Genomic DNA, 25201 nt, shown 5'->3' on the forward strand with positions numbered 1-25201 from the left:
AAATCAAATTATTTAATCGTACCGGATTTTTTCAAAATTTCAATGTATTGGTCAACATTGTCCTTATTAACCAGTGGATTGCCGATATCAACATTAATTTCTTTTTGTGCACCAGTTAAGAGTTTGTTGCTTGTATCAAGGAGTTTTTCGGCAAGTTCATTAGCATTTTGCAGACAGGTAGACGTCATTCTGCCGTCTTTGATGAGAAGCATTGCTTCAGCAGTTCCATCAACACCATAAGCGAGCATATGGGCATATTTCGGATTGTCTTTTACGACTTCAAGGGCTCCGGCAGCCATATTGTCATTCATGGAAATAACAGCATCAATCTTATCGTTGGCTTGAACCCAGTCTTCCATAAGCTTCATAGCTTCATCTTTGTTCCAATTGGCAATTTGCTCACCCACGATTTTAACATCAGGGCGTTTGTCAAAGAACTCTTTTTGCCAGCTCTTACGTCGTTCGTCAGCATGGAAGTTACCTGAAGGTCCTTGCAAAACTACAACTTTAGCATTCTGGGGAACTTGGGTTAAAGCGGCACGGGCATTAACCGCTGCTTGCTCATAAGGCTGGGCATCAACTGAAGAGGCACCTTTGATTCCGGAAATACGCGCGTTGGTTGTGATCGCTAGGATACCGGCATTAACAACCTTTTCAACATAAGGTCTTTGAGATTCACCATTATTTGGTTGTACAATAACCAGATCATATTTATTGGTAATGGCATTTTCGATCATCGAGTTTTCTTTATCATCGTTCGCTTGACCATCGAAAACGTCAAGTTTAATATTCGGATATTTTTTGGCTTCTTCTTTGACTGAATTGGCCAGCCAAGCTGCAAAAGAATCGGATTGGGCCCGGGCGATGTAGGCAACCTTATATGTTTTCTGGCTGCTATCTGTGTTACTTTGAGCAGGTGCTGTGGGTTTCGTTGAAGAACATCCCGCTAACAAAACGACTACTAGTAACATTGAAAGTAAGCTTAATAGGGTTTTTTTCATTCTTTCTCCATCCTTCTCTCTCATTAATTTTTCTATGGTAAACAGCAAGGCTTTTTAATTCGTTGTTTAACAGATAACTACGTATCAACTTTAGTTTCTGTCATTATAAGCCTTATCTGATGTTTTAATTATTTCACTGTCTTATCCTCTAGTTTGCCTAACATGCTGTTGGCACGCCGATTCCTGGTACGAATATCGTAGATAACGGCCAGGGCAATAATTGTTCCGCGGACTATTTGTTGCATATAAGAATCGACGTTGGTCAAGTTCATAATATTATCTAAAAATCCTACGATGAACGCACCGGCAAGAGTGCCCCCTACAGTACCAACCCCACCGGAAAAGCTCGTTCCACCGATAATTGCCGCAGTCAGAGCTGTGAACTCATAATTGACAGCACCATTTGGCAGGCCGGCGTTGACGCGAGACATAAATAGGACACCGGCGATTCCTACAAAAATACCATTGACAATAAATGCGGTATACTTCGTCTTGTGCACGTTAATCCCTGAGGCAATCGATGCTTCTTCGTTACCCCCAACTGCATAGAGGGAACGTCCAAATCGAGTATGATTCAGCACATACCATGTGACAATGGCAATTACTACCAGAAAAATGATCGGTATCGGAATTACACCAATTGATCCCTGTCCTAATACTGTAAAGTTGCCTAATTGAAGGATATTTTGTCCTTTCGTATATAAGAGGGCCACACCGCGCGACACGGTAAGCATTGCTAAAGTGGCAATAAAAGGAGGCGCTTTAAACGTACTGATCATCAGAGCATTGAGCACATTGCATATGACCCCGGTCAGAATACCAACAGCAATGGCTATCAGCAAGGACCCTGTCGCTTTATAAGCGGATACAGCAAATACTCCGGATAACGCCAGGACGGACCCTGATGACAAATCCAACATTCCGCTGATGATAAGCATCGTCGCGCTCAAGGCTAAAATGGTAGTTACCGCCAACTGCCTGGAAATATTCGTCAAGTTGCTGACGGACAAAAAGTTGGAATTTACCACCGAACAGACAATAAATAACACGATCAGAATCAGATAGATACTATATTTCTTTCTTGCATTACTCCAAAAATTATTGCTTAGTTTCATCTTAGTTCACCCCGCCAGATGTTAAAGTTCCTGTTGCATACTTCATAATAAGCTCTTGAGAAAAATCTTCTTGATATATCTCCCCAGTGATAGTCCCTTTGGCCATAACATAAATCCTGTCACACATCCCTATTAACTCAGGAAGCTCCGAGGAGACAATGATCACAACTTTACCATCTTTGGCCAGGTCAGTCATGAGCTTATAAATTTCAAATTTGGCGCCTACATCAATACCCCGCGTAGGTTCATCCAAAATTAGAATATCTGGATTTCTGATCATCCATTTGGCTAGAACAACCTTTTGCTGATTACCTCCGCTCAATGAAGCGATCGGAGTATCAATGGTCGGTGTTTTAATTCTCATTTTGCTGATAATATCGGAGACGATTTTCTTCTCCACTTTTTTATGGTTCCTAAAACCATAAAAAACACTTTTCAAGTAGGATAGGGTGGTGTTTTCCTTAACGGATCGCATAGGAATTATACCGTATCTTCTTCTATCCTCTGAAAGCATCACCATACCATGATCAATACTCTGCCGCACGTTTGTAATAGTAACTTCCTGGCCTTTAATTTTAACGACACCTGATGTTTTGGCATCAAGGCCGTATAGAGAACGCATAACCTCGGTTCGCCCAGCACCCATTAGTCCTGCGAACCCCAGAATTTCACCTTTTCTAACATGGAAGTTGATATTATGAAAAACGCTACCGCAATTCATGGTTTCAACCTGAAGCATATCTTCTCCGATCTCAACTTGTTCTTTAGGATATGTAGCCGTAAGTTTCCGACCGACCATTAAAGTAATCACTGTTTCGATATCTAACTCTTCCTTCGGGTGACTTTCTACCACCGTACCATCTCTAAACACCGTTATCTCATCAGCAATCTGGAAAACTTCATCTAATTTATGGGATATATAAATAATACTTACCCCTCTAGCTTTCAGTTCTCTTATCTTAACAAATAGTTTTTCCACTTCTTTAAGCGTGATCGCTGAGGTCGGCTCGTCCATAATGATAATATCCGAGTTGTAAGAAATCGCTTTGATGATTTCCAGCATTTGAATATCGGATATTGTCAATTCTTTGAGTGGCGTCGTAGGGGAATAAGGTAAACTTTCAGCCTTTAAAAGCTCTTTTGTGCGTTGCCTTACCTCCTTCCAATTAACACTACCAAACTTATTGACAGGAAGATTACCAAGAAAAAGATTCTCTTCTACCGTCATCTCTGGAACGTAACTCATCTCCTGAAAAATCATGGAGATCCCTAACGTTCTTGCTTGGATAGGATTGTTAATTTTCACGGGTTTCTCATCAATGAAGATCTGACCGCTATCCGGCTGATAAATTCCATTGATGATTTTCATTAACGTTGACTTTCCTGCCCCATTTTCTCCACACAAGACATGCACAGAACCTTTTTTTACGGTGAAGTCAATTTTATCAAGAGCTTTGACGCCAGGAAATGATTTCTCGATCTTCGATACTCTTAGCTTAATTTTTTCGCTCATTTTCTTCCCCCATGAGAGACTTCACTTAGTTACGTCCACTTGACCTGCTGTAACAATTCTATGATTCCCCAATGATTTATATAACCACTTTTGTAAATTGGTTTTAATAAGATTATAGCTTTTTTTTAGGTTAAGTCAATAAATTATACAATTTAAAATACATATATTCAGAATTCAGAAAGAATTGGAAATTATGGGGTATCCAAAAAAATAATCCTTACTCAATGAGCTGAATCACATTAAGTAAGGATAAGGCAATTTAACATCGTTCTTCTAGGTTTCCACTATACATTATTAATGAAATTTTCAACATGTTGAAGGGCCGCGCCGACAGCAGTCGCCTCAAGCCTATATTTACAGACATGCAAATAGCTTCCATCAACCTCAAAAGAGTTTCTTCGTGATACTAATTCCCGTAACTCTTCGATGTATTCATCCATGTAGGCTCCGGCATACCCTCCTAGGATAACATTACAGTCATACAGCATCCTCAGATTATTAATTACGATCACTAAGTGCGTAAGATATTCTTCCCAAAGAGTTTTTTGCGGTTCATTCTTTAATCTTAAAAGCCTAAAAAACTCAGCGATATTCCCATTCGTGCTGTCTGACAAAATTTTAGCAGAGCAATAGGCATCAACACACCCTTTTTGTCCACAGTAACACGTACGACCATCTCTAACGATTGTCATATGTCCAAATTCGCCGCTGCGTTGATTTTGTCCTGTATAGATATTTTTACCGATGATGATGGACCCACCGACACTATTATTAAGAGAGAGATATACGACATTTTGGAGATTTTCTTCGTCCCATAATTCCGCAAATCCTGCAGCATTAGCATCATTACTTAAAATGCACGGATATGGAATAAATTCCGCAAAATCCTGGACGCTTCCTCCTTGGAAATCGATCACCGTCGCGTAATTTACGATTTGTTTGTCTTCTGATAATATAGCCGGCAAGGCGATGCCAACCCCCAATATTCTCCAGCTTTCTATTTGGCAGTCCTCGATAAATAGTTTTACGAGATTGCCAACACCTTCAAAATAGGTTTTAGAGTTGACAAAAGGATACTGTTTTCGAACATTCTTAAGAAGTTTACCACTCAAATCAATTAAGACAATCCCCACATGATTGCGCGTAATATCCAATCCAATTGCATATTTAAGGCAATTATATGTGATTGCCTTTGCCTTTCTGCCTCCAGTAGATTCGAATAAACCCGTTTCAATGATTAGATCTCTTTCCTGCAATTCTTTGAGATTTTGTGTAACGGTAGGTAAACTCATATTTAAGGTCTGGGCTATTTCTTGAATCGAAATAGGGTCATGCTTATATAAAAATCTATAGATAGCATTGCGGTTAATTTTTCGCACTTCAATGCTATTCACTCTGCTAGCTACCACTTGCCTAAATCACCAACTTTCATAAATGTCTTTTCATAATGTCATTTATATTATTCCATTTCCGCTGATTTTGCAATCATTCAGCGATCCCAATAGAATTCCACATTTTTCAGTAAATTCCTTCTGAACTTAGCAACCGAGCGTCAAGCTAAAAAAACAGGGCTGTCGCAAAACGAATAGTTATTAAAATTTAACGCATAAAAGTCGTGCATAACTCAAGGTTGAAGGGACCTTTTTATGCACGACTTCTTTTTATCCACACCGTTTATGCATTTTGCAACAGCCCTATCGCTCTGTACAGAAAGATTAACACACTCTGCTTCAGCAGCTTAGCTTTAATCTTCGGCGAATTAGAGGCTTCTAAATTTATCCAATGCTAAGAATGAATGGCCACATTTTACTGTCATAAAAATCCTGACGATTCTTGCTCTAGAGTTGAGATTTGACAAAACCAATAAATTCCCTGGCAGCAAACTTCAGATAAGCATTTCGCCGCCAAATAAACGCCAGGTGACGAGGAATACCGGGCGAGGCCAAAGAGATAACCTTTATGCGGGAAGAATCAAGCTTCTTACAAATAGTATCCGGCAGAAAAGCGATTCCCAGGTTGTCTGCTACCATTTCGCTGATGAAATCCCACTGGGAGCTTTCGTAAAGCACGTTCGGACTAAAACCTGCTTTCAGGCAGGCCTCCTTTATGTGATAGTAAAGAGCAAAGTCCTCTGGATAAAAAATAAATGTTTCATCTTTTAATTCTTCCAAACGTATTTCCTGACAGTTTGCTAAACGGTGTGTCGGATGGACCAGCAGCTTCAGATGCTCTTCTATGACCGGAAGGCATTCAAAAACAGCTTCGCTGACAGGCAAAACAACGATTCCTAAATCAATATCCCCTTCGGAAATAGAATGTTCTACTTCTCGTGCACCGTTCTCCAAAATCTGAATCGTAATTTGAGGATGCAGTTTCTGAAATTCCGCTATAATTCGCGAAATAAAGTTATAACCAATCATTGGAAGAAGCCCCATTCGGATATGTCCTTTTTGTACTTGCCGCACATCATCTAATTCTGCCTCAAGACTTTCCATGGATTGAACAATGTGTAGGGCATGCTTATAGACGACTTCACCTATGTCAGTTAATTCAACCTTTTTGGTGGATCGCTCAAGTAAGGTGAGTCCTAATTCATCCTCCATACTTTTAATCATTTTACTAATGGTGGGTTGTGTAATGTGCAGGAATTCCCCTGCTTTAGAAAATCCCTTCCGCTTTACAACTTCAGCGAAATATACTAATTGGCGAATATCCATTAGCGATGACCCCCTGTTCCAGTTTTATTGAGTTCAATACATAGATGAACGGAATAATTTATATTCTATATATGTATTTTACGCATAATACTTGGAGCTGTATACTTATTTTAGAAATTATCTCAGCCATGAATTAATGAGACAAGAGGTTGTTAATGATGAGAAGATTGCTACATAAGTCGAGGATTTTCAAACTGAGAAAGGCAGCTACCGCCTTGATTCAAATCGGTGTTCTTTATTTCTTTTCTTTAGTAGGAAGTTATTTGGCCGAACTATTGCACCTTAACTTCCCCGGTAGTCTGATCGGTATGGGTATATTATTTATACTTTTACGATTAAAAATAGTTTCGTTTAAATGGGTAGACATCGGGGGCAACTGGCTGCTTACTGAATTGTTATTGTTCTTTATACCATCAGTTGTGGCCATAATACAATACGGGCAGTTCCTGCACCAAGACGGCTTTGATCTATTTTTTATCATTTTAATTGGTACAGTTACTGTCATGGTTAGCAGTGGTCTTACTGCAGAATTAATCATTAGAAGTAAGCGAGGTAAGGTATCATGATCGGTTTCGTCGGATTAATAAGTGTATTACTTACAATTATCTTTTATTATGGTTCCAAAGCTTTGTATGGCCGTTTTCGGTTTGTGTTGTTCTCACCCTTATTAGTCGCCCCTGCAGCATTAATCATCGGTTTGTTAACGCTGCATGTTTCCTATTCGAGCTATATTACGGGAGGGAAATGGTTAACTTTACTTTTACAGCCTGCAATTGTCGCTTTCGCTTTACCTCTGTATAAACACTATGAAACATTAAAGAAATATCTTCCGGAGATCATCCCCAGTGTACTGGCAGGTACTTTCTCTGCATTTTTATCCTCTGCTCTGCTGGGTCTGAAAGCTAATTTTCAACCTCAGATTATCGTGAGTTTAGCACCTCGTTCTGTAACAACCCCAATTGCCGTTGATGTTTCCAATAATTTAGGCGGTATCCCTTCTCTTACTGCAGCCTTTGTGGTCTTAACCGGTTTAATGGGACTTATAATTGGTCCATTAGTAATCCGCCTTTTACACCTGCGTTCTCCGATCGCTAAAGGAGTTTTATTAGGAACAGGAGCACACGGCTGCGGAACGTCCGCCGCCTTGACACTAGGTCCTCTCGAAGGCACCATTGCCAGCCTCTCTATGATCTTTGCCGGTTTAGCGACCATCCTACTTGCTCCGGTTATTTTTCCGTTACTCCTGAAACTATAATACGTTGGGCAAGTAAGAATAAGATAGCTTAAACTATTTCGTTGTTCCCATGCGCTCGCTTAGCCGGACTATCAATCACGAGGAGAAGTAAAGATATAAAAGAGAACTGCCAAAGCCCTCTGACAGTTCTCTAAATAGTGCATCTTCACATGAAAGATCTTTACTCAAACTATTGTCTTTCATCAAACAGTTATTACTCTCGTGTCTTCATCTTTTAGAAAATCCGTAAGTACTTGACCTGTGTACTTAACGTTTATTCCCATAGTCCCTAAGACTTCGGATACTCCATAACTATCTGCACAAGCTTTGCAGGCTAATAGCTCTACACCTGCAGTTTTCATTTTTACAATGTATTCCTGCAACGCCGTATCTTCTGCGAGAAGTTTAGCCGAAGGCCCCCAGACAACCAGAAATACCTCGTTCCACCATTCCTTAAGTTTGGAATTAAGGGTATACATGAATGCCATACGAATAGCAACTTCTCTATCTCCGTTAGTCCAGATCACTACCAACTTATTTGGCTGACTCATAGTACCACTCCTTTTTTATTGATCTTTTTCTATGCTAAAACTGATTAACAGAAAAGGTCATTAGGCCCATTGTTGTTTATCAAGCGATCATATTTTTCTTCATTTGAGCTCCATCTTTCAAGTGAACCAATCATTCCTCCAATAAATCCCCCTACAAATGATACCAAATACAAATGAATATATGGATTTAACGGATAATGATCATTACCGCCAGCTATAAAACCAATTACAGATCCCACAAATGAGCCCGTTCCTGTCATCATGCTGGAAATTAGCACATACTTGAATTTCCCCTTTCGTTTATTCCTTTCCCACTTTTTTATAAACTTTTCAGGATTTCGCAAAGCTATTCCCGCCCTTATCCTTAATCAGGGGTCTAAATCACTCTGATCTTGGTCATACGTCAATTCTCCGGTCAAACGATGGAGAGCAGCTTTGGTCTTAGCAAATTGATCTTCATCTATAAGTGCATAAATGTTATCTTGAGCCCTTATCAAGGTTTCACCATTCGGTATAATCTCAGTATCACCTCTCCTAATATTCACAATTAAACAATGTAACGGCCATTTAACATCCTTGATCTTTCTGCCTTCCAGCTGGGAACCAAAACAGACATCAGTCTCTATGATTACTTTGTTTCCCTGATTTGTTCCACAAAAATCTTGTTGTTTATTTTTAGCAAGCCTTCGATGCAATAACTCTTCGTAAATTGGCTTTGAATTTAAAATATCCGTGATAACATAAGCGGTCATGGAAATGGTGATTAAGGCCAGGAGATGGTGAAAGGATCCTGTCATTTCGGTAATCAGAATGCTGCCCGTAATTGGCGCTTTGACAATGGCTGAAAAATACGCCGCCATAGCAAATACAATAAAGTTCGTGATATAGAGGGGATCGGCATGTAAATAATTAACGATTACATTCCCGTAGATATCTCCTGTTAAAGCCCCAATAACAAGTAATGGCAAGAAAATCCCCCCGGTACTCCGGAACCGTAACTAATCATTGTGAAAATGAATTTAACGACTAATAAAATAACCAGCATCAGAATGCTAAAATGAATTTGTCCTAAGGAATTAATTAGATCATTCCCACCACCTAATACTTGAGGCAAGAAAAAACCTAGCCCGCCACCAATTAAAAGAGGTATCACTGGTATCAAATTTTTGGGTATAAACGTTATGCCATCATATCTATTGAGGGTTTTGATCAAAGTTTTGTTAAATAACGCGCCAAAAACACCGGTGATTATACCCAAGCCAATTAAATATCCATAATAGCTGAAGGGCAAAATGGGCAGTGAACTAAAATCAAAAACCGGTTTGGCGCCAAAAGCCCATTGAGTTACTAAATCGGACGTTAGCGAGGCAGCTACGGCTGACATTAAAACAGCTGGCGAAAACGTCTTATGGACTTCCTCCAACGCAAATATTACACCAGCTAAAGGCGCATTGAACGCAGCTGCTAACCCTGCACTAGCCCCGCTGGTCATTAGATATTTCTCTTCGATCCTAAACCTTCCGAGTAATTTGCTAAAGCCCTGTCCCACTGCAGCTCCTAACTGAATGGAAGGACCTTCACGTCCCAGTGATAGGCCCGCTCCGATAGCCAGAACGCCACCCACAAATTTCGATATAATGACAGTGAACCAGTTCATGGTCAAATGTCCCGCCAGTATTCCTTCAACTTCAGGAATCCCACTTCCACGAGCCATCGGTTCTTTTTTTATGATAAGACCAACAATAATACCAATGAGAATAAGAACAATAAACCAAACAATAATCGGCAGAATTCCATTTGCTTTCAAGATCAGATACAATTTGCCCCGCAAATTATCCATTAACTCCAATGCAGCTCTAAATAAAACTATTAGTATTCCTGACAGTAGACCAATCAATATCCCTTCTATAAAGATTTTTAAACGAAAGTCTTTCCAATGAAACAAATCATGATAAACGCTAGTCTTTCTTTTAATCTCCACTTCCCAGCCTCCAAAATTATGTATATTCAACAACACCTGATAGAATTAATAGTTAGAAAATGCACTTTCATTATATCATTAAAACTGTAGCTATCAAAAGCACCTTTGCATTTCTGAGCCTTCTTACCTCATTAGTTTTTCGTGAAACCGCCTGATTTCAACAAGATAGGCTTGCGGATCTAGACATCCATTTTCAGTTTAAACATTTCTTAACAGGTATCTTTAGAATCGGAACGACTGGAATAGATTTAATTTAAGCTTAAATATTCGAGAGGCCTTAGATCATGAGAAGTCACAGTCTAAGGCCTGATTTTACTCTTCAAGAACCGTTCTTTGTCAGAACTTTTAATGCTACTTCCATATTCAGCCCCCTCATTTTATTAGTCGACACTTGATAACCCGGGTAGCCTCACTCTAACTGATCGCCTAAGTTTCTCCCTTTTATAATCGCAGTCATAATTCTTTGTCAATGCGCAGCGACCAGCCTTTTCAGCTGACCCGCAAGGTATACACCAAGGTCAATACAGATCGCGCTTTGCAGCATAAACTCTATGGAAGGATCATAGAGCACGGTGGCATTGGCCTGAACTTCTTCATCTCCTTCCCAAACAATAACACACAAGGGTATTTCCGGAAATGCTTTGAAAACTACAGACGCTTCACCAAAAGGACCTGCCTGCCCACCCAAGAAACGTGCAGCCGTCATTAGCCGGTCAGCTTGATGTCCGAACGCCTCAATCAATACTGAGATGGCCGTTTTATGGAACGCTGAATAAAATAACATTCCGCCTGGTATTTCTTTAATGCTCACCCAGCCTGGGGTGGATTCCGGCAGCGGCTGCGCATAGGCTAAGTAATTAAGGATAATGATCGTGGCCACCACATCGGGAACATCTCCATCTGCCTTCCGGTAGATTGTCTCCTTTTCTCTGTCCACGATATACTCTTCGTTAAAAAACATCACAACGAATTGATGGGCGTCGCTGCGGTAAGAAACAGCGCGCGCCGCTGTTATCTCTGCGGGATTGCGTTGCTTAATATCCCGCCAAAATTTAGCATAAACATCACGGTAACTGGATTCAATCTCCATTCCCTTGTGGCCCATTTTAGGTTTCACATCCGTTCTTATCTTAATGAGCAGACTTTCGGGCATGAAATATTAATTATCTAACGGGTTCTTCCTTGGGATCTTTTTGTTCATTTTCTCCCACTCCCTTTTTTCAGAATTCTATACTCCCCTATCCAGAACCTGCTTTAGGTTAGTATATTTTTCACTTTCTTATCGTCCAATTCCAACATTTATACCAGGATTTAATCACTCTATTTCTCCTTCTCAACGTCAACAACGGCGCTAGACACTTCTTCTATCATCTCCATACGACGTTTGATATTCTACAGAGCTCATAATAGAGGTAATAGAACTGGCTAAGAAAGGATATAGTAATTTCATTGGCTCAATATCTAATAACTTAATCGAATCTATTTTTGGAATTTTTGAAGGACTTTGGGTTTATGTAGCGAATTAGGAAAATATATGGGCATAATAATGTGGGGATAAGTCTTTCCTGTAGATCCAACTGTTTCTCCCCTCGGATTTAAAATTGGATTAAGTATCTCAATATCGTTCTTTTGTGTTCAACAACGTTTTGAGGTAAGATACTTTGTTTGAGCATAATTAAGGGGTGGGGAGAAATGAATAGAGAACAAGTTTTACTGATTTGTGAAAATCTAATTGATCAGGTCACGGCTCTTAAAGGATTTATACAGTTAAATCATTCAAATAAGAAAATTGACCAATCTTTTAATCTCTTGCAAGAAATAGACAATCTTGAGAAAGTAGTTAAAGAACTCATTAATCAATTACTCATTGATTAACAGGTTTTTGTCTAAGGAGATGGTTTCTTTGCCTAATGAGTATCTTCTGGTGGTTGATGATCATGGCGGTATACGTCGACTTCTATGCGAGTTTTTAACACAGGAAGGATTCCGTGTTAAAGATGCACCAGATGGACAAACGGCCTTACAACTAGTAAAAGCAGAAAAACCCAGACTGGTATTGTTAGATTTAAAGATGCCTGGTTTAACAGGAATGGAAACTTTACTCCAACTAAAGCAATTGAGCCCGCAAACTCAAGTCGTATTAATGAGTGCTTACACACGAGAAAAAGAGGTAATAGCGGCCGTAGAGAGTGGTTACATAGAACACTATGTTTACAAACCATTTGATTTGGAAGAATTACGTCTCATCTTAAATAACTCCCTCGCTAACCCTAATATAAGCAGAGCGGCTTCAAGTTAAACTCTAAAATCTTTCGTCAGACTCCATGTCGGTTAGTCTGCACACTAACTAAGGATTATCGTTCGAGACCTACCAATTTTTAATAAGCTTTTTAGATTTATTTTCTGTTATTAATAATAAGAAGCCCGTGTATTTCTGGGCTTCTTATTTTATATTACTTATTTAATTTTTGACTCTCTCCATCATCGAAGAATAAACTTCATTTAATAGCTTGTCTAACTCTTTACTTGACTCAACGACTTCCTGAGATGTTAATTCTTTACCTAAAGCGACTTTATTTAATTGATTACGTTTTTCTTCAAGGGCATTTAGCAGATCCTTTAAATCTTTCCTCATTAGGATCACCTTCCTTAATGTTGTGGTAGCTACCGAAAATTGGAAGGGTAGAGAGAATCCTCTTTTTGCCATTTTACTTCAAGTATTATATATTAGTTAGTATTTATTATAATTATATTTTATTTTAATTTAAGATGCAAGAGAGCTATAAGAGTTACTCAAAAGAAATCAACGATAGCATAAACAAAAATAATTTAAGCAACCCTGTTTTAAATTCGGGTTATTGGGACATGCAATATATATGGAAGGTGATTTATTTGAAAAAGATTGCAAAATCATTGCTTGAATGGCTGATTATCATTGCTGTTGCCTTTGTCCTTTCTCTTGTCATCAGAAATTATCTTATTGATACCCGGATTGTACCCAGCAGTTCTATGCTGCCTACAATCCAGTTGCAGGACAGATTGTTGGTTGACCGTATCTTCTATAAATTTGACACAATAAGACGTGGAGATATCCTTACGTTTAAAGCACCACCAGGGGTGAAGAAGGACGAAGATTTGGTCAAAAGGGTAATCGGGCTTCCCGGGGAAAAACTGCAGATCAAAAACGGGAAGGTATATATCAACGACAAGGTTCTCAATGAACCCTATATAGAACATCCGGCTGATTATGAATTCGGACCGGTTACGGTACCGGCCAATTCCTATTTTATGATGGGAGATAACCGGCCTATTAGTTTAGACAGTCATATATGGGGGGCTTTACCTACGAATTATCTATTAGGCAGGGTCTGGATAAGATATTGGCCTTTGGGCAATTTTGGGGCTTTGACGAAGCTCCCTGTCGATTATCCGGTAGGAACTGTCCAATGACGGATCTTCCTTAATTTGCGAATTTCCAATGATCCGCCTTTCAGTATTAACTCTAAAAAACAAGCAATTGGCATGTAATAACTGAAAATAGAGCCTCAAAACCCTCACTGTTAACCACTTAATTAAACGCCCGCCGACTGAAGTCGGTGGGTTTGAATTCCGACCTCTGGTCGGTTGAAAGACCTGAAGTAAGGCAGTTGGAGAGCTTGCTGAGTTCTACATCCACATAAATCAGGGGAAAATGATACTAACTCCAAATTCGAACATACAAAAGGGCTATCACACTCCTGTTTAAGGGGAAATAGCCGCAATTTAGAATAAGCTTTATAAAATTACTTGAACCAGCCCTCACTCGCTACTATATCGTCATAACCATCATTGTTTGCGTTTCGCCATAAAATTGCTGATAAACGCTTTAATCCCACCCTTTTTGGGTTCTTCCCATGCAGGCTGAATCGGCGTTTGACCAGTGTACCCTTGATTGTAGACGGGATATGACTGTCTTTGAGTTGGATAACCTTGAGTCAGGTACCCTTGAGAAGGTGGCATTGCATGCTGGAGAGGCTGTTTCTGCTGGAAACCTTGTGGAGGATAACCAGGTGCGGCATAGCCTTGTCCACCAGCGCTTTGTGAACCAGTGCTCCATGGCGGATTTCTGCCGATCATCCCTCCAGGTATACCTTCAACCTGACCACCCCCGAAGTTATTCATGGATTGGGCAAATCCTGGCGGCATAAACAATCCGCTTGTTACCCCAAACTTAGGCACATATCTTTGAAGTCCCCGGCCTAATTGTGGAGTCCTATTAAACTGTCCTGGGACAATCGGTACTTGAAAGCCCTGATTCCCTTGATACATCATTTGTGCTTGTTGATTCCCAAGTAAATTCATTTTGCCTAATGACATTGGTGCTTCACCTTCATTCATTGTTTACTGGGATGAAATTCCATAACACAAGATATTCCAGATAACACCCGTTTGCTACGCTTATTCCTCCATTCCTGTGAATATCGTAACCTCCCCTGGCAGCAAGTCTGCCCAGATATGCAAAACCTACCAAACAAACATCGAATTATTTATCAACATTACAATTCCACCAAAATCGGGGCATGTCCAGTATAAGGCAAAAACTTTGTAAGCAAATCCGACGTCTTAATCTTTAAGCTGGAAGTGTTGACACACGGATGACAGCCAATATATTCGCGTTGCATAACTTCCTTGTCAATCAGCAGCTGTACCGCTTTGTTTTCATCGTTGACAAGTCCTAATACACTGACTGATCCCGGTTCGATATTTAAATACTTTTCCATCTCTTCAGCCTCGGCAAAAGACAATCTGGATGAATTAATTTGTCTTGATAAATCTTTTGTCCTAAATTTCTTACTACCCGGCATCATCAGCAGATAAAAGCTTGTTTTTTGAGAATTGCAAAGGAACAGATTTTTACAGATTTCAATTTCTAGAAGCTTTTCAACTTCATAACAAAACTCAATAGACGGAGTTTGATCATGATCCAGTCTGAAATACGAAATATCAAGCTTATCTAACACATCGTATATATCCATTTCCTTTTTTGAACGATTTACACTGTCCGGTTTTGTCGTATAAAGAGTACGGTCTATGTTAATGTTTTGCATTGCATTACCTTCTTGTTTTTGTCTGATTTTTATTTATCCAACATGCAAGTATGTGTAATTGACACAAACTACATCAATCCCGTCATTGCTTCCAATAAAATCTTTCCCCATAGCGGGCTAGGGACATTTTTTTGTCAGCACCTATGTTACTGGTCCTCTTATGTTATCTCTAATAAGATAAAACAATTGCACATCTCCAATTACTTAATGATTTAACTCTATGATTCTTTCCATGCAAAATTTCTCCTGAAGTCTTTTAAAGTTTTATTTCCTAAATAAAATATGCCCTTTGAGTCATAATAATCGAAAGGAGTTGAGATAATGCGTACTGAAATAAGCAGGGAAACTTTAACTGCCAATGAGATTTCCAACGTTTGGACCGCTTTTATGAAAAATAGCATGGAAATTAGATTCCTCGAATACTTTTTAGAGACCGCAGAGGATGGTGAAACAAGGAGACTTATCGGGAAGATGCTAAGTCATCGAGAAAAGGGTATTAATTATCTGACTGATCTGCTGGCTGAAGAAAATATCACAATCCCTTTAGGATTTACAGACGAAGATGTATGTTTAAATGCCCAAAAAATATTTTCCGATACTTTTATCTTATATTTTTGCTATGACATTATTTTATTCTCAATAAGTGTTTTTTCGACTGCACTATTTGATTGTGTAAGGAATGATGTAAGAGAGTATTTTCAAACTAGCTTGGAACATAATATAGAAATGCAAAATGTTATTATTGAACTTGAATTTTCGAAGGGTGTTCATTTAAGTTTTCCAAAAGTGAGTATAGACAACGAAGTAGATTTAGTTAATGATATTAGCTTTTTAAATGGCATTTTCGGCGATACCAGGCCTATTAATGTAGGCGAGATTGCTAACCTGTCCAAAATAATAAGTCGAGCACAATTCTCAAAAATGATCCACTTAACATTTAGTAAGTTATCTAAATCAAGCCATACCTCACAACATTTTAGTAGAGGCAGAGATGAAATTCAAAAAGTATTAGACGCCTTAACTCATGTTCTTGACAAAGAAAACATTCCGATGTCATCATCGAGTGATTATCAGATATCTGATATGAATGTATCTCCATTTTCCGATAAGTTAATGTTATTCTTTGCAAATATGTGCTTAGGTACTTTATGTTTTACTATGATAACACAAGCTATAACCTCATGCCTTAGAAACGATTTGATCTTGAAGATCTCCAAAATCTCTAACGACTTAAAGTTTTATTATTTGGATAGTGTAAAACTATCGATTAAAGAAGGGTGGCTGGAAAGACCTCCACAATCAATTAATCGATAAATTCACTGAGTTACGTGCCAAACCATCGGCTTGTTCTTTTGTATGATCCCCCCTCTTACGTGGTCCTAAAATTTCCAGGTACAGTCGGATAAAAATAGAGAAAAGCCTTTAATCCTCACTTGATTTCAAGGTGGGGATTATTTTACGTTTACATATTCAGGACAGGCAACCAGAAACCGGCGCCGTATTTTCTCTTGTAACATCTCTTTTAAAACAAATAGGGATTAATCTTTTGATAGCGATCCTGAAGTACACCGCGTTTTTACCGAGAAGGTGTTCCCTCGTCAGATCGATGCGCTTACTGTTGATGCTTGGATTGTTTGAGCCACAATATGGGGATTGTTCAGTGGGCTAATAACTGCAGCAGACTTCTTATTTGCAAGAATTTTAACATGAAGCCAAACATTTATAAGCAATCATAAACACTCTAAAAGAGCTAGTATATTCTTTTATTCTTTTATTCTTTTATTCTTTTATTCTTCTATTCTTTCTAATTCATAAAGAACTGGATGAAGACCATCAGCACAACAAAAAATTTCGGTTCCTTTCTGCTTTATCCAAGGATAATCATTTCCTAATGCTAAAAACACAACCTTATCTTGAATTCCAGCCCAAGCCCAACTACAAAATCCTTCAGGCTTATTACAATTCTTTGATATATACTCTTGCCCTTCTTTATATTTTGAACATTTAGTTGGAACTCCTTCTGAGGCGTACTTTTCATGAATATCGCTAACATCAAGTTTTTTTAGAACTGTAATTTTTACATCATAATAGTTTGTTGCTCCCATAATTTTACCTCATTTCATGTATTCTGTATTACTGACACATAGTTGTTATTTTCTATATAAAATCTCCAAGGATAATCCTTAGCTTCCCCGGCATAATCAACCCCTACCCGTTTAGCAGATACTATAGTAAATTTCTCATTTTCTCCTTCTTCTATATATAGCTTACTACCGCACAAATCTTCTCCATTTGAACTTTTATCAATTAAAAATGCCTTGCATAATTTCCCCGGTCCATTAGTTAACGCCTTCATTTGGCTCTTAGTTAACTGACTATATGTCTTTTTAAATCTATTTTGAGCCATTAAATTAAATCCTTCTATTGGCTCAACAGCTCTTAGCAAAACAGCTTGAGGATTGCCTTCCTCCCTGGTAACTATATTAAAGCAATAGTACATACCGTAAATCATAAATACATAGGAAAATCCTGGTCCTCCGTACATAACCTCCACTCTTGGCGTTCTTTTTCCACCATAGGAATGCGCGGCTTTATCTTCGACACCCATATATGCCTCTGATTCAACAATTCTTGCAGAAATTTTTTGCCCGTCTATTTCGTGTATAAGCACCTTTCCCAAAAGTTCTTTTGCGACTATTAATGAATCTCTATTATAAAACTCTCTACCTAATGTTTTCATTTTAGTTATACTCCTTTACAAGCCAGTTTGAAGGGCCCTCAATTGGAATAGCATAATGTTGTCAAAATCAATTCATTTTTACGGATCGTTTTCTTTTTTTATCATCTCTTCCACCTGCTGTTTTGCTTCTGGAGACAATGCATCTATTAGATAATTACGATCTTTTCTCTGTATTTGATGATATTCCCGCTTTATTCTTTCATTAGCCATGTCAATCTCAACCTTCAGTTCTCTGGCAGATAATAAAGCACATCCTGCCCCCCTAATAATGATCTGCTGTAAACCATCTGAGGTTGCAACTGTGATATTATATTTTTTCTGATTATCATGGGCAAATTTTTCAATATACTGGTCTGCAGTTTGTGCCTCCCTTGTATAGACCATATGGATATTTTGATAGTCGATGACTTCCTCATGATGCCCCTGGACACGGTAGGCATCAAACACAACGATAATCTGGCATTTTCGAATCCCCTGATAATTACTTAGAGAATCAAGCAATTTCATTCTGGCTCCGTCCATATTCTCATCTGCAAGCTCTTTCAGTTCAGGCCAGGCATAGATGACATTATAACCATCCACAAGGAGATACTCTTCTTGGGTTTCCTTCTGTCTGCCGACATAGGTAACCGGTTCATAATAACTTTCGCGGGCTGTTTTGCCCCTTTTCCAGGCAGACTTCTTCCCTTGGTTGGCATAGAAGGTGTTATTGATGATTTGGTCAATCTCATCTAAACTGATCGACCTCTCTTCTGTGTAGGAAAGCTTATTATGGGCTGTTTCTCCTGATAAATTGCCCTTTTCCTGAAGATAGCTTTCAACATGCATGTAGTCTTTTACTGCATTCCAATCTACCAAAAAGCCGGTACCATGGGCACAAAATACAGAACCTGTTGGATTTTCCATGTCTCGTTCCGAATCATATCCGATACTTTCTATAACCTCTGACCTATTATGGCATGGTTCGTACCCTTTCAAGCTGCAAAACAGCCTGCCAAGACCTTTGGTATAGGCAACTACCTCCTGCTGATAATTCCTCATGGTAACAACAGGAGCGCTCCCCACCAGAACCGTCATCTCACCATTTGTCTGTGCTATTTCGTATGTACCCTGCATTTTCTCGATGTCTGTCATCGCTCTTCCGACCATTTTAGCAGGCAGTTCCAGCTGGAAGGCATAATAAGGCTCCAATACTATCGATTCGGCCTCTTTTAAACCCTGACGCACTGCACGATAGGTAGCCTCTCTGAAGTCACCGCCTTCAGTATGCTTATTGTGTGCCCGTCCTGAAACCAAAGTGATTTTCATATCGGTAATCACTGACCCTGTTAGAACCCCTTTATGTGCTTTTTCTTCCAGATGGGTTAAAACAAGCCTTTGCCAGCTTTTACTTAAGCTATCCTCGCTGCATTTTGCTCCAAATTGCAGACCGCTTCCCGGCTCACCTGGCTCCAATAACAGGTGAACCTCCGCATAATGCCGCAATGGTTCAAAGTGCCCTACCCCTTCTACTACATTGGCAATTGTCTCCTTATAGACAATCCTTCCTGCATCGAAGGTCACCGGGGTACCAAAACGGCTTTGTATAAGGCTCTGCAGGATTTCAATCTGCACCTCTCCCATGATCTGTACCTGAATTTCCTGCAGCTGCTCATCCCAGACGATATGAAGTTCCGGCTCTTCTTCTTCAATCTGACGCAGCTTGGGAAGCATCACTCTTGGGTCACAGTCTTCCGGAAGAATAATCTGATAGGACAGCACAGGTTCCAATACAGGTGCTTCGGAAGCTTCCTCTATCCCTAAACCTTCTCCCGGCCTGGTTTGGCTAAGTCCAGTTACAGCGCAGACAGAGCCTGCCTCTACCTCGTTCACTGCCTCGAATTTCTGTCCGGAATAGATACGAATTTGATTGACTTTCTCTTCCCAGAAGCTATTCGTTAAGACATCTTTCACCTTAAGTTTTCCACCTGTAAGTTTCATATACGTCAGGCGGTTCCCCTGCTCGTCTCTGGATATTTTGAATAGTTTAGCTCCAAATTCATCGGAGTAAGAAGGTATCAGGGAATAGTGCACAATGCCCTGCATAAATTGCTCAACGCCCTCTAATTTTAAAGCAGAACCAAAAAAGCACGGAAATACTTTACGCTCCTTGACAGCTTTTTTAATCTGCGCAGTTTCAATATGTCCTGTTTCCAGGTAGGCTTCCATCATTATTTCATCACACATAGCCAGTTGGTCGTAAAAACCGTCTGTCTGAACTTTTTCAAATTCAATGCAGCCATCACCCAGCTGCATTTTCAATTCTTTCGTTAACTTGTCCTTATCCGTCCCATGCTGATCCATCTTATTGACGAATAAAAAAACAGGTATCTGGTACATATCAAGCAGCCGCCATAATGTTTTAGTATGCCCCTGTACCCCATCCGCACCGCTAATCACTAAGATAGCATAATCCAGCACCTGCAGGGTTCTCTCCATTTCAGCCGAAAAATCCACGTGTCCCGGAGTATCCAGTAAGGTAATCTGAGTCTCGCCTACTTCAAACACGGCCTGCTTGGAGAAAATAGTGATTCCTCTCGCCTTTTCCAGCTCATAGGTATCTAAATAAGCGTCCTTATTGTCCACCCTTCCCAATTTGCCGATTTTACCGCTCAAATAAAGCATACTCTCTGATAAGGTCGTCTTGCCCGCATCCACATGTGCTAATATCCCAATGACTAATTTTTTCATAAGTTTATTTCAAATCCTTTATGCTCGGCCTTTACAAAAACACGACCCGTTAAGCCTTTATGTCAATTCTTCAATTATATGATACAACTGCGGCATCCAGCTATTCTTTCGCAGCCCTATTTAGAATAATCGAACGGCAATCTCAACTCAGTTTCCATTATTGCCATTAAAAGCAGTATCTAGGAAAATGACCTTTATTAGAGAGCGGGAAGATTTAATCTCTTCATGAAACACAGGGATGGTATGTCCGGTAAGTTTAAAATCCGTGATAAAACTATTTTGTCGGAAGTAAGAATGTCCATGGAATAGTGGTGATCGCGATACTAAGTGCTACTTTTACTCTGCACAATTTATCCGCAATCATTTTCCTAAAAGTAATCCTAAAATTAAGGAAGAATATGAATGAAGACGATACCAGCATGGCGAAAATTATTAGAACAACTGCTATGGGACAACTGAACAGATCAAAATTTATGGCTGAAATGACTTTGGCTGATAATCCCAAATAATCATTCAATGTTGATATTACAACCGACCCGCCAGGCCACCCAACTCCTCCGGCGGGTGATCTGCTCCCCATTGCATTTCTAATGAAATCAGTTGAAAGTTGAACTCAAAGTCCTCTCCTGTCTTAATTCTTCTATTATCCTCTATTTCCTGCATGATATCCGAATAAGAGTAACGAACCGAAAAGCGTCTAATCATTTCGGAACATAAAACTCTTAGTGCCGAACGGCAATATGATGCCCAAGATGGATGGCATCGAGGCCCTGGATATTTATTATCTACTCTACCTCCTGGAATATGCTCAATTTGTGTCCGTTCAATCCAACGTTTTACAACTCCATGCTATTATATATTTTCGTAATCTGCATCGGGATTTTTATCTTAACTTTTATCTTAAATTTTTTCCCTAACGATTAAAAGATAAGATACCTTAGGTATCTCACCAAACGAGTCGAGAGAATTGCCGACGACAGGTTTGGTTCTGCAATTGAGATTCAGGCTTAACCTTCAGGTATTTACTGTTTTTTACACTTAAGTCGCGATACATCTAATAATGTCGAAAAGCAGGATATTCCTTTTATGTGTCTAAACATTTAAAATATTTAGCAAATAGTTTTAATATCTAAGCTTGGATCCAGTAGCCGGAACAAATAGCCGGCAGGTAATTTCTCGACTCAGTAATTGTAATAAAACAAAAAGACCCCAGCACTGCCACTGAGGACCTTAAAAGGGAGGGTAGATCATGAGGAGAAGGCATTATACAAAGCATACAGTCTATCATATGATTGATAACCTACATAGAAACCAAAAATCAAATGAGAGCTGCATGGCCGCTGGAGGAAAAACTGCTGTCGCCAATTTAAGAACATCAAAGGATAGTACTACTGCAAAAATAGAATACTTAAAAGACTTACCCCCTAACGTCTACCAATTCAGATCAAACAATAAGTACGTATGTAATTTAAACGCGGCAGATAAGAATTATATCAGATCTGTAAATGATAACGTCGTCTTATATCCAGCCTATTTCGGAAAAACGATTACCGAACCCCAAGACGATAGGACAAAAGCTATTATTTCGGCAAGCATTATCCTCGTATTCTTTGTCTTCTTCATCATTACTATCGTTTCAAATCAGTGATTAACCCAAAATTACATCGTCATCAGTAGTGTTGAGAGGACGATATCCCTGCCATAAACTGCCACTGTTTTATTCAACATCACCTGCAGGCACAATTAACGGATTTATAACACCCAATTCCCACTGGGCGTATAAATCCGTTAATTGCTTTCCGGTGATCCTAAAACCCTTAAAATGATACTAACAACATTCTGTTCAGAACTGCTGAGTTTACCACTTATGCCATTCAAAATAACGTTGGCAGTTTCTCAAGGAGAATATTCGAGGCTCATGCATTTCCGCAAACACAAAGAAGTTTTTTAAAGTTCATACTTTTCTTATTTTTATTGTCAACCTTACCATGATATTATATAATGAAAATTATAATCGTTACAATTTTAATACCATTTTATTTGTATCTTAGTTTAGTAGGCAGCCAATAATTAAAAATGAAACTTTTCACACAGCGCAAGCTGGGAGAATAGCACTGCTAAAAACCACTGCACCCTATGTTTCCGGCATCGTTGTCAAGGTTGGGAAGTGTCTTCTCTTGCACAGAAAATCTCCGCCCTTTCCTTGATAATCCAGATGGCAATACTTATTCAATGATTTTATTATGAGGAGGGAATTTTATGGATGAAAAAAGCAAATGCCCCATGACAGGCGGAATGAAAAATGCCACTGCAGGCGGCGGCACTTCTAACAGGGACTGGTGGCCGAACCAGGTGAACCTCAGGATTCTTCATCAGAACTCAAACTTGAGCAATCCCATGGCTCCTGAGTTCAACTATGCTGAAGAATTTAAGCAGCTTGACCTGACAGCCGTAAAGAAGGACTTATACGCCTTAATGACCGACTCGCAGGATTGGTGGCCTGCCGATTACGGCCACTACGGGCCGCTTTTCATCCGGATGGCCTGGCACAGCGCAGGCACCTACCGCACAAACGACGGCCGCGGCGGCGCAGGCTCGGGCAACCAGCGCTTGGCACCTCTCAACAGCTGGCCCGATAACGTGAACCTAGACAAAGCGCGCCGTCTCCTCTGGCCCATCAAGCAAAAATACGGCCGGAAAATTTCCTGGGCCGACTTGATGATCCTCGCCGGCACTTGCGCTATCGAGTCAATGGGACTTAAAACCTTCGGCTTTGCCGGCGGACGCGAGGATGTCTGGGAACCGGAAGAGGACATTTATTGGGGCTCTGAGGCCGAGTGGCTTGGCGACAAACGTTACTCCGGCGACCGGGATCTGGAGAATCCCCTCGCCGCCGTACAGATGGGCCTGATCTACGTCAATCCTGAAGGGCCGAATGGCAACCCGGACCCCGTAGCCTCCGGCCGTGACGTTCGGGAAACTTTCGCCCGGATGGCCATGAACGATGAAGAAACTGTCGCCCTTGTCGCCGGCGGGCATACCTTCGGCAAGTGTCACGGCGCGGGGGACCCTGCCCTTGTCGGTCCGGAACCTGAGGCCGCCGGCCTTGAGGAACAGGGTCTCGGCTGGAAGAGCAGTTTCGGCAGCGGCAAAGGCGGCGACACCATCGGCAGCGGCATCGAGGGTGCCTGGAAGCCGAACCCGACTAAATGGGACATGGGCTATCTCAAGGTGCTGTTTAAATACGAGTGGGAACTTGTCAAAAGTCCGGCCGACGCGCATCAGTGGCTGGCCAAGGACGTGGCTGAAGAAGACCTGGTGGTTGACGCTCATGACCCAGCGAAAAAGCACCGGCCGATGATGACCACAGCGGACCTCTCCCTTCGTTATGACCCGATCTTCGCACCCATTACCCGGCGTTACCAGCAAAACCCCGAGGAATTTGCCGACGCCTTCGCCCGGGCCTGGTTCAAGCTGACCCACCGGGATATGGGGCCGCGTTCACGCTATCTCGGTCCTGAAGTTCCCGAGGAGGAGCTGATCTGGCAGGACCCGGTGCCCGCCGTCGATTATGAATTGATTGACGAACAGGACAGTGCGGATCTCAAGAAAAAAATCCTGGCCTCCGGCCTGTCCGTCTCCCAGCTTGTCTCAACCGCCTGGGCATCGGCCTCTACCTTCCGCGGCTCCGATAAACGCGGCGGTGCCAACGGGGCGCGCCTCCGCCTGGCACCGCAGAAGGATTGGGACGTCAATCAGCCAAGTCAGCTGACTACTGTGCTGCAGGTCTTTGAAAAAATCCAAACAGAATTCAACAGCGCACAGTCCGGCCAAAAGAGAGTTTCTCTTGCCGACTTGATAATCCTCGGCGGCTGTGCGAGTATCGAGCAAGCGGCGCGGAATGCCGGTCACAATGTGTCGGTTCCTTTCAGACCGGGACGCACGGATGCAGCGCAGGAGCAGACTGACGTGACATCCTTCTCAGTACTCGAACCGGCTTCAGACGGATTCCGCAACTACCTGAAAGCTAAATCTTCCGTATCCGCGGAGGAAATGCTGGTTGATCGTGCCCAACTGTTGACCTTGACCGCTCCGGAGATGACAGTTCTGCTTGGCGGCATGCGCGTCTTGAACGCCAATTACGGACAGTCTCCGCATGGTGTCTTCACCAAGAGACCGGAGACGCTGACCAACGACTTCTTCGTCAACCTCCTGGACATGAACACAACCTGGAAGGCCACGTCTGACGAGGAAAACATCTTCGAGGGCCGTGACCGCGCAACGGACGAACCCAAGTGGACCGGCACCCGAGTTGATCTCATCTTCGGTTCAAACTCCCAGCTTCGGGCCATCGCTGAAGTCTATGCCTGTGACGACTCTCAGGATAAGTTCTTACAGGACTTCGTATCTGCCTGGAACAAAGTGATGAATGCAGATCGCTTCGACCTGACCTGAAGCGCGCCTAACGGCTTTGCTGTCTTTGCAATGGAATTGCCAACTTGAATGTACACTCCTCTACTGACACTAACATA

General features: G+C 40.9%; 23 protein-coding genes and 1 pseudogene. 8 read left to right on the plus strand and 16 right to left on the minus strand.

Annotated features, from left to right (window positions below; genetic code table 11):
- Window positions 1-8: 8 nt before the first annotated feature.
- The 5 genes from VZF35_RS04775 to VZF35_RS04795 all read right to left on the minus strand — a co-directional run bounded on the left by VZF35_RS04775 (window position 9) and on the right by VZF35_RS04795 (window position 6346).
- Window positions 9-1001 carry a sugar ABC transporter substrate-binding protein gene (locus tag VZF35_RS04775; RefSeq protein WP_407311477.1) on the minus strand — a complete coding sequence of 331 codons (993 nt, stop codon included), beginning with the start codon at window positions 999-1001 and terminating at the stop codon, window positions 9-11.
- Between the two features lie 128 nt (window positions 1002-1129).
- On the minus strand, window positions 1130-2116 hold the full coding sequence (locus tag VZF35_RS04780) for an ABC transporter permease (protein ID WP_407311479.1): 987 nt from the start codon (window positions 2114-2116) through the stop codon (window positions 1130-1132).
- A 1-nt stretch (window position 2117) separates the two neighbouring features.
- The gene (locus VZF35_RS04785) at window positions 2118-3629 is read right to left on the minus strand and encodes a sugar ABC transporter ATP-binding protein (protein ID WP_407311481.1); all 1512 of its coding nucleotides are present in this window, start codon (window positions 3627-3629) and stop codon (window positions 2118-2120) included.
- A 284-nt stretch (window positions 3630-3913) separates the two neighbouring features.
- The gene (locus tag VZF35_RS04790) at window positions 3914-5023 is read right to left on the minus strand and encodes an ROK family transcriptional regulator (RefSeq protein WP_407311483.1); all 1110 of its coding nucleotides are present in this window, start codon (window positions 5021-5023) and stop codon (window positions 3914-3916) included.
- Window positions 5024-5467: 444 nt separating this feature from the next.
- Window positions 5468-6346: a LysR family transcriptional regulator gene (locus tag VZF35_RS04795; RefSeq protein ID WP_407311484.1), complete on the minus strand. Its 879-nt coding sequence runs from the start codon at window positions 6344-6346 to the stop codon at window positions 5468-5470.
- A gap of 155 nt (window positions 6347-6501) precedes the next feature.
- Between VZF35_RS04795 and VZF35_RS04800 the strand changes: the two genes are divergently transcribed.
- Both VZF35_RS04800 and VZF35_RS04805 read left to right on the plus strand, forming a co-directional pair.
- Window positions 6502-6912 carry a CidA/LrgA family holin-like protein gene (locus VZF35_RS04800; protein ID WP_407311486.1) on the plus strand — a complete coding sequence of 137 codons (411 nt, stop codon included), beginning with the start codon at window positions 6502-6504 and terminating at the stop codon, window positions 6910-6912.
- Window positions 6909-7601 (plus strand): LrgB family protein, encoded by a 693-nt coding sequence (locus VZF35_RS04805; RefSeq protein ID WP_407311488.1) that lies wholly within the window; start codon window positions 6909-6911, stop codon window positions 7599-7601. The genes VZF35_RS04800 and VZF35_RS04805 overlap by 4 nt, the downstream gene beginning before the upstream one ends.
- Before the next feature lie 182 nt (window positions 7602-7783).
- On the opposite strand, the gene VZF35_RS04810 is transcribed toward VZF35_RS04805, so the two are convergent.
- The 4 genes and pseudogenes from VZF35_RS04810 to VZF35_RS04825 form a co-directional block, all read right to left on the minus strand.
- The gene (locus tag VZF35_RS04810) at window positions 7784-8131 is read right to left on the minus strand and encodes a DsrE family protein (RefSeq protein WP_407311490.1); all 348 of its coding nucleotides are present in this window, start codon (window positions 8129-8131) and stop codon (window positions 7784-7786) included.
- Between the two features lie 44 nt (window positions 8132-8175).
- The gene (locus VZF35_RS04815) at window positions 8176-8394 is read right to left on the minus strand and encodes a hypothetical protein (RefSeq protein ID WP_407311492.1); all 219 of its coding nucleotides are present in this window, start codon (window positions 8392-8394) and stop codon (window positions 8176-8178) included.
- Between the two features lie 105 nt (window positions 8395-8499).
- Window positions 8500-10112, minus strand: a pseudogene (locus tag VZF35_RS04820) (ClC family H(+)/Cl(-) exchange transporter).
- Between the two features lie 466 nt (window positions 10113-10578).
- Window positions 10579-11217, minus strand: coding sequence for a DUF3786 domain-containing protein (locus tag VZF35_RS04825; RefSeq protein ID WP_407314460.1), 639 nt, complete (start codon window positions 11215-11217; stop codon window positions 10579-10581).
- 587 nt (window positions 11218-11804) lie between these two features.
- Here VZF35_RS04825 and VZF35_RS04830 point away from each other — a divergent pair.
- Together VZF35_RS04830 and VZF35_RS04835 are read left to right on the plus strand one after the other, a co-directional pair.
- On the plus strand, window positions 11805-11987 hold the full coding sequence (locus tag VZF35_RS04830) for a hypothetical protein (protein ID WP_407311494.1): 183 nt from the start codon (window positions 11805-11807) through the stop codon (window positions 11985-11987).
- 7 nt (window positions 11988-11994) lie between these two features.
- Window positions 11995-12411 carry a response regulator gene (locus VZF35_RS04835; protein WP_407311496.1) on the plus strand — a complete coding sequence of 139 codons (417 nt, stop codon included), beginning with the start codon at window positions 11995-11997 and terminating at the stop codon, window positions 12409-12411.
- Between the two features lie 162 nt (window positions 12412-12573).
- Here VZF35_RS04835 and VZF35_RS04840 read toward each other — a convergent pair whose 3' ends face one another.
- Window positions 12574-12747 carry a Spo0E family sporulation regulatory protein-aspartic acid phosphatase gene (locus VZF35_RS04840; RefSeq protein WP_407311498.1) on the minus strand — a complete coding sequence of 58 codons (174 nt, stop codon included), beginning with the start codon at window positions 12745-12747 and terminating at the stop codon, window positions 12574-12576.
- Window positions 12748-13004: 257 nt separating this feature from the next.
- On the opposite strand from VZF35_RS04840, the gene lepB reads away from it, so the two are divergent.
- Entirely contained in the window at window positions 13005-13562 is a 558-nt protein-coding gene (gene lepB, locus VZF35_RS04845) for a signal peptidase I (protein ID WP_407311500.1), read from the plus strand.
- Window positions 13563-13937: 375 nt separating this feature from the next.
- Here lepB and VZF35_RS04850 read toward each other — a convergent pair whose 3' ends face one another.
- A complete protein-coding gene (locus VZF35_RS04850; RefSeq protein ID WP_407311502.1) occupies window positions 13938-14468 on the minus strand; it encodes a hypothetical protein in 531 nt (176 codons plus the stop codon).
- A gap of 179 nt (window positions 14469-14647) precedes the next feature.
- Window positions 14648-15199 carry a prolyl-tRNA synthetase associated domain-containing protein gene (locus VZF35_RS04855; protein ID WP_407311504.1) on the minus strand — a complete coding sequence of 184 codons (552 nt, stop codon included), beginning with the start codon at window positions 15197-15199 and terminating at the stop codon, window positions 14648-14650.
- Between the two features lie 321 nt (window positions 15200-15520).
- Here VZF35_RS04855 and VZF35_RS04860 point away from each other — a divergent pair, with 321 nt between their 5' ends.
- Entirely contained in the window at window positions 15521-16513 is a 993-nt protein-coding gene (locus tag VZF35_RS04860; RefSeq protein WP_407311506.1) for a DUF3231 family protein, read from the plus strand.
- A gap of 473 nt (window positions 16514-16986) precedes the next feature.
- Here VZF35_RS04860 and VZF35_RS04865 read toward each other — a convergent pair whose 3' ends face one another.
- From VZF35_RS04865 to VZF35_RS04880, 4 genes are all read right to left on the minus strand, one after another.
- Entirely contained in the window at window positions 16987-17304 is a 318-nt protein-coding gene (locus VZF35_RS04865) for a TIGR04076 family protein (RefSeq protein WP_407311507.1), read from the minus strand.
- A gap of 14 nt (window positions 17305-17318) precedes the next feature.
- Window positions 17319-17939 (minus strand): DNA-3-methyladenine glycosylase, encoded by a 621-nt coding sequence (locus VZF35_RS04870; RefSeq protein WP_407311509.1) that lies wholly within the window; start codon window positions 17937-17939, stop codon window positions 17319-17321.
- Window positions 17940-18017: 78 nt separating this feature from the next.
- Window positions 18018-20669: an NYN domain-containing protein gene (locus tag VZF35_RS04875; protein ID WP_407311511.1), complete on the minus strand. Its 2652-nt coding sequence runs from the start codon at window positions 20667-20669 to the stop codon at window positions 18018-18020.
- A 525-nt stretch (window positions 20670-21194) separates the two neighbouring features.
- The gene (locus tag VZF35_RS04880) at window positions 21195-21374 is read right to left on the minus strand and encodes a hypothetical protein (RefSeq protein ID WP_407311513.1); all 180 of its coding nucleotides are present in this window, start codon (window positions 21372-21374) and stop codon (window positions 21195-21197) included.
- A gap of 544 nt (window positions 21375-21918) precedes the next feature.
- Between VZF35_RS04880 and VZF35_RS04885 the strand changes: the two genes are divergently transcribed.
- Both VZF35_RS04885 and katG read left to right on the plus strand, forming a co-directional pair.
- The gene (locus VZF35_RS04885; RefSeq protein ID WP_407311515.1) at window positions 21919-22317 is read left to right on the plus strand and encodes a hypothetical protein; all 399 of its coding nucleotides are present in this window, start codon (window positions 21919-21921) and stop codon (window positions 22315-22317) included.
- 611 nt (window positions 22318-22928) lie between these two features.
- Complete coding sequence (katG, locus tag VZF35_RS04890; protein WP_407311517.1) at window positions 22929-25124, plus strand: catalase/peroxidase HPI; 2196 nt, start codon at window positions 22929-22931, stop codon at window positions 25122-25124.
- Window positions 25125-25201 lie beyond the last annotated feature (77 nt).

This window comes from Desulfosporosinus paludis (genome assembly GCF_045689965.1).
In the GTDB taxonomy this organism is placed as follows: domain Bacteria; phylum Bacillota; class Desulfitobacteriia; order Desulfitobacteriales; family Desulfitobacteriaceae; genus Desulfosporosinus; species Desulfosporosinus paludis.

What these genes read in the sequence shown, in the direction of transcription:
- VZF35_RS04775 (WP_407311477.1), bottom strand. Translation starts at nt 1,001, where the DNA reads ATGAAAAAAACCCTATTAAGCTTACTTTCAATGTTACTAGTAGTCGTT.
- VZF35_RS04780 (WP_407311479.1), bottom strand. Translation starts at nt 2,116, where the DNA reads ATGAAACTAAGCAATAATTTTTGGAGTAATGCAAGAAAGAAATATAGT.
- VZF35_RS04785 (WP_407311481.1), bottom strand. Translation starts at nt 3,629, where the DNA reads ATGAGCGAAAAAATTAAGCTAAGAGTATCGAAGATCGAGAAATCATTT.
- VZF35_RS04795 (WP_407311484.1), bottom strand. Translation starts at nt 6,346, where the DNA reads ATGGATATTCGCCAATTAGTATATTTCGCTGAAGTTGTAAAGCGGAAG.
- VZF35_RS04800 (WP_407311486.1), top strand. Translation starts at nt 6,502, where the DNA reads ATGATGAGAAGATTGCTACATAAGTCGAGGATTTTCAAACTGAGAAAG.
- VZF35_RS04805 (WP_407311488.1), top strand. Translation starts at nt 6,909, where the DNA reads ATGATCGGTTTCGTCGGATTAATAAGTGTATTACTTACAATTATCTTT.
- VZF35_RS04810 (WP_407311490.1), bottom strand. Translation starts at nt 8,131, where the DNA reads ATGAGTCAGCCAAATAAGTTGGTAGTGATCTGGACTAACGGAGATAGA.
- VZF35_RS04815 (WP_407311492.1), bottom strand. Translation starts at nt 8,394, where the DNA reads ATGATGACAGGAACGGGCTCATTTGTGGGATCTGTAATTGGTTTTATA.
- VZF35_RS04825 (WP_407314460.1), bottom strand. Translation starts at nt 11,217, where the DNA reads ATGGGCCACAAGGGAATGGAGATTGAATCCAGTTACCGTGATGTTTAT.
- VZF35_RS04830 (WP_407311494.1), top strand. Translation starts at nt 11,805, where the DNA reads ATGAATAGAGAACAAGTTTTACTGATTTGTGAAAATCTAATTGATCAG.
- VZF35_RS04840 (WP_407311498.1), bottom strand. Translation starts at nt 12,747, where the DNA reads ATGAGGAAAGATTTAAAGGATCTGCTAAATGCCCTTGAAGAAAAACGT.
- VZF35_RS04850 (WP_407311502.1), bottom strand. Translation starts at nt 14,468, where the DNA reads ATGTCATTAGGCAAAATGAATTTACTTGGGAATCAACAAGCACAAATG.
- VZF35_RS04855 (WP_407311504.1), bottom strand. Translation starts at nt 15,199, where the DNA reads ATGCAAAACATTAACATAGACCGTACTCTTTATACGACAAAACCGGAC.
- VZF35_RS04860 (WP_407311506.1), top strand. Translation starts at nt 15,521, where the DNA reads ATGCGTACTGAAATAAGCAGGGAAACTTTAACTGCCAATGAGATTTCC.
- VZF35_RS04865 (WP_407311507.1), bottom strand. Translation starts at nt 17,304, where the DNA reads ATGGGAGCAACAAACTATTATGATGTAAAAATTACAGTTCTAAAAAAA.
- VZF35_RS04870 (WP_407311509.1), bottom strand. Translation starts at nt 17,939, where the DNA reads ATGAAAACATTAGGTAGAGAGTTTTATAATAGAGATTCATTAATAGTC.
- VZF35_RS04875 (WP_407311511.1), bottom strand. Translation starts at nt 20,669, where the DNA reads ATGAAAAAATTAGTCATTGGGATATTAGCACATGTGGATGCGGGCAAG.
- VZF35_RS04880 (WP_407311513.1), bottom strand. Translation starts at nt 21,374, where the DNA reads ATGATTAGACGCTTTTCGGTTCGTTACTCTTATTCGGATATCATGCAG.
- VZF35_RS04885 (WP_407311515.1), top strand. Translation starts at nt 21,919, where the DNA reads ATGAGGAGAAGGCATTATACAAAGCATACAGTCTATCATATGATTGAT.
- katG (WP_407311517.1), top strand. Translation starts at nt 22,929, where the DNA reads ATGGATGAAAAAAGCAAATGCCCCATGACAGGCGGAATGAAAAATGCC.